This is a genomic window from Streptomyces sp. NRRL WC-3549 (assembly GCF_000721935.1).
GTDB lineage: Bacteria > Actinomycetota > Actinomycetes > Streptomycetales > Streptomycetaceae > Streptomyces.
The window spans coordinates 113,177-117,387 of sequence record NZ_KL585385.1 but is presented as its reverse complement, the minus strand read 5'-3'; the positions used below and the strand labels follow the sequence as shown (position 1 = coordinate 117,387).

Here is a 4,211-nt window from a genome sequence, read left to right as displayed (position 1 = left end):
AGTCCGTGGGACGGCGGGCGGGGTGCGGGGCCGCCGGTCCGGGCACGGAGGCGCCCGCGGAGTTCGCGCAGGACGGCCCGGTCGTGGCGGCCGGGGAGCGGCGGCGGAGCCTCGCCGTGCCGGGCCGCGCGGTAGCTGGCGAGCATCTGCTGCTGGACGATGTCCATGTCTCCGGCGTGGCCCCGCGCCGTACCGCCGTCCCGTGGATTGACGGCCCCCGTCAAACGGGGCGGGCCCTCGTGCGGGTGCCCCCACCATGGAGGGGTGAGCGTGCACATCGACATCGCGGGCCTGGCCCCGGAACACATACTCTTCGAGACCTCTCCCCTCGCCGAGCTGGGCCTGGCCCTGCACGCCCTCTCCGAGCCGGGGCACCACCCCGGGCTGCACGGCTGGGCGACCGCCACGGCCGCCGCGCTGGATCCGGACCTCGCCGACCGGCTGCACGAGGCGGACTTCCTGTGGCGGACCACCTTCTCCGACGTCTTCATGCCGTTCGCCGGGGTCCGCGGCGGCGACGGCAGGACCGGGGCGACCCTCGCCGAGGAACTGGACGTCCTCGACCGGCTCGACGACGAACGGTTCGTCCTCGCCGCCCTGGAGTTCACCTGTGCGCTGTACTCGTCGGGAGGGCGGTCCCCGCTCACCGACGACCGGATGCGGAGCCGTGTCCTGGACCTCGCGGCGGCCCGGGGACCGGCGCAGACGGAGTTCAGCAAGCAGCTCCTCGCCGACCCGGGCTCGATGCGGGCCTGGCTGCGGCGTCTCTTCGAGGACTGCGACAAGGCCTTCTTCGCCGACACCTGGCAGCGGGTCCGGGTCCAGCTGGCCGCCGACGCCCGGCACAAGACGGAGGTGCTGCGGCACAAGGGCGTCGCCGCGGCGCTGGCCGCGACCTCCGCGGCCCTGTCGCTGGACGAGGAGGCCGGCCGGATCGACATCGACAAGCTGTCGGAGGGCAGCGCCGACGCCACCGGCCGCGGCCTCACCCTCGTCCCGACCAGCTTCGGCTGGCCGCACCTCCAGGTGCTCTACGCCCCCGGCTGGCGACCGGTGATCCACTACCCGGTGCTCCGTCCCGAACTGCCCTCACCCGCCTCCGTCGAACTGCTCCAGCTCCGGCTGGAGGCCCTGGCCCACCCGATGCGGATGCGGATGTGCCGCAACCTCGCCCGTTCCCCGTACACCACGGGCGAGCTCGCCGACTCGCACGGCATCACGGCGCCCGAGGTCTCCCGGCACCTGGCGGTCCTCAAGAAGGCCGGCCTGATCACCACCCGCCGGCGCGGCCGGTACGTCCTGCACGCCCTGGACCTGACCGTGGTCGCGCGGCTGGGCAGCGACTTCCTGGAGGGCATCCTGCGCTGAGCCGCGGCCGTCGGCCGAGGCGGATGTGCCGGGGGCCCGTCCGGGGCCGACGTATCCGGGCGGACCCTTGGTCCGCCCGGGACGCCCCACCGGTCAGCCCGTCCGGCCGCCGGCCCTGACCAGCCCGGTCTCGTACGCGAGGACGACCACCTGGACGCGGTCGCGCAGGCCCAGCTTGGTCAGGATGCGGCCCACGTGCGTCTTCACCGTCGCCTCGGACAGCACCAGCCGACCCGCGATCTCGCCGTTCGACAGCCCCTGGGCGACCAGCAGCGTCACCTCGCGCTCGCGCTCGGTCAGCCGCTCGACGTGCTTGTGCTGCGGCTCCCTGCCACTGCTCGGCAGCATCGGGGAGAACCGGTCGAGCAGCCTGCGGGTCGTGGACGGCGCCACCACCGCGTCACCGCTGTGCACGGACCGGATCGCGGAGAGCAGTTCGCCGGGCGGCACGTCCTTGAGCAGGAAACCGCCGGCGCCCGCCTTCAGCCCGGAGAAGGCGTACTCGTCCAGGTCGAAGGTGGTCAGGATGAGCACCTTCGGCGGATCGGTCCGGGCGCAGATGCGCCGGGTCGCCTCGACGCCGTCCAGCCGCGGCATGCGTACGTCCATCAGCACCACGTCGACGGCCGTCGACGCGAGGACGTCGATCGCCTCCTGGCCGTCGCCCGCCTCCGCGACGACCTCCATGTCCGGCTGGGCCGCGAGCACCATCCGGAAGCCGGTGCGCAGCAGCGCCTGGTCGTCAACGAGCATCACGCGGATCGCCATGGGCGGCCGTCCTGTCCTTGAGTCCTTGAGTCCTTGAGGTCACCGGCCCGCTCCCGCCGGCCTGCCGTCGTCACTGGTTCGCCGGCTTGAGCGGCAGCAGCGCGCTGATCCGGAACCCGCCGCCGGGGCGCGGTCCCGCGTCCAGGGTGCCGCCCACCATCCCGACCCGCTCCCGCATACCGATCATGCCGTGCCCCGCGCCGTCCGCGCCGCCGTCCTCGTACAGCTCGTGCGAGGCGCCACGGCCGTCGTCCTCGACCAGCAGACCGAGCCCGTCGTCGAAGTACACCAGCCGCACACTGGCCCCGGCGTCCGGGCCGCCGTGCTTACGGGTGTTGGTCAGGGCCTCCTGCACGATGCGGTACGCGGTGAGTTCGACCCCGGTCGGCAGCGGGCGCGGGGTGCCCTCGATCCTGAAGTCCACCTCCAGGCCCGTCTCCCTGACCTTGCCGACCAGCTCCTCGATCTGCTGGACGTCGGGCTGGGGCACGTACTCGCCGCTCTCCGGGTCGTCGCCCGTCCGCAGCACCCCGAGCAGCCTGCGCATCTCCGCGAGCGCCTGGCGGCCGGTGCCGGAGATGGTCTCCAGGGCCTGCCGGGCCTGCTCGGGGGAGGTCTCCATGACGTAGGCGGCACCGTCGGCCTGCACCACCATCACCGAGACGTTGTGCGCGACGACGTCGTGCAGCTCCCGGGCGATCCTGGCGCGCTCGGCGGCCACCGCGACCTTGGACTGGGCCTCGCGTTCCCGCTCCAGCCGGGCGGCCCGCTCCTCCAGCTGACTGAAGTAGGCCCGCCGGGTGCGCACCGAGTCCCCCAGCACCCAGGCCAGGACGAACGGCACGGTCATCACCACGACGACGAAAACCGCCTGCGCCCAGCCGTCCGCCGGCGCCTCCTCCTGCGGCCAGCGCAGCCGCGAGAGCCCCGCCGCGCCGAGGCTGCACGCCAGGGCGAGCCGCGAGGCCCACCGCTCGCCGACGGACGCCACCGTGTAGGTGATCACCAGCAGGGCGAAGTCGGCCACGCCCGGCCGGACCCCGAGCAGCAGCTGGGCCAGGCCCGTCCCGATCGCCAGCAGCAGCATCTTCTCCGGTGCCCGCCGGCGCAGCGCCACCACCGCGCACAGTCCCACGGCGATCGGCACGGCGGCGACGCGTTCCCGGCCGCCGGCCTGGTCCGCCACGATGTTCACGCCGGAGAGCCCGAGGAGCACGACAGCCCAGAAGGTGTCGACGCCCGTCGGGTGCCTGCGGAGGAAGTCGTAGAGGCGCTGCACGTTACCCAGCGTAGGGACAGCGGATCGGTGCCCGGGTCAGCCGAAGGGCCGATCCGGGTCCTGGGACCGTACTCCCCAAGGTGGAGACTTGCCTACGTGACGGATGACTGGTGCGGCTGGCGGGAAGCGACTCGGACCGCTTTGTACGGGGACGGGGGGTTCTACCGGCGCCCGGAAGGGCCCGCGGGCCACTTCCGCACCTCGGTGCACGCCTCCGGACTGTTCGCCTCCGCCGTCGCCCGGCTGCTGGTCCGTACGGCCCGGGAGCTGGGGAGCGACACGGTCGACCTGGTGGACGTGGGTGCGGGCCGGGGCGAGCTGCTGACCGGCGTACTGGCCGCGCTGCCGTCCGAGGCCCCCTCGCTCACCGTACGGGCGTACGCCGTGGAGCTCGCCCCGCGCCCGCCGGGCCTGCACCCGGACATCGCGTGGGCCGCCCGCGTCCCCGAGGGCGCCCGGGGCCTGCTGTTCGCCAACGAGTGGCTGGACAACGTCCCGGTGGACGTCGCCGAGGCCGACGCGGACGGGGTGGCCCGGCACGTCCTGGTCCGCCGGTCCGACGGGGCCGAGCGGCTGGGCGGCCCGGTGGCGGGTGAGGACGCCCGGTGGCTGGAGCGCTGGTGGCCGCTGTCCCGTCCCGGCGACCGCGCCGAGATCGGCCGTCCGCGCGACGAGGCCTGGGCCGGGGCGGTCGGTTCACTGGCCGGCGGACTCGCGGTGGCGGTGGACTACGCGCACGTACGGGCGGCGAGGCCGCCGTTCGGGACGCTCACCGGCTTCCGGGCGGGGCGCGAGG

At 74.3% G+C, this 4,211-nt stretch carries 4 protein-coding genes; 2 read left to right on the top strand and 2 right to left on the bottom strand.

What is annotated here, in order from left to right:
* Positions 1-270: 270 nt before the first annotated feature.
* Positions 271-1,368 carry a DUF5937 family protein gene (locus IH13_RS0104085; RefSeq protein ID WP_031081037.1) on the top strand — a complete coding sequence of 366 codons (1,098 nt, stop codon included), beginning with the start codon at positions 271-273 and terminating at the stop codon, positions 1,366-1,368.
* A gap of 93 nt (positions 1,369-1,461) precedes the next feature.
* Here IH13_RS0104085 and IH13_RS0104080 read toward each other — a convergent pair whose 3' ends face one another.
* Positions 1,462-2,136: a response regulator gene (locus tag IH13_RS0104080; protein ID WP_031081036.1), complete on the bottom strand. Its 675-nt coding sequence runs from the start codon at positions 2,134-2,136 to the stop codon at positions 1,462-1,464.
* A 70-nt stretch (positions 2,137-2,206) separates the two neighbouring features.
* The gene (locus tag IH13_RS0104075; RefSeq protein ID WP_031081035.1) at positions 2,207-3,415 is read right to left on the bottom strand and encodes a sensor histidine kinase; all 1,209 of its coding nucleotides are present in this window, start codon (positions 3,413-3,415) and stop codon (positions 2,207-2,209) included.
* 96 nt (positions 3,416-3,511) lie between these two features.
* Here IH13_RS0104075 and IH13_RS0104070 point away from each other — a divergent pair.
* Positions 3,512-4,211: SAM-dependent methyltransferase (locus IH13_RS0104070; RefSeq protein ID WP_031081034.1), on the top strand; the 700-nt coding region annotated here is incomplete at its 3' end.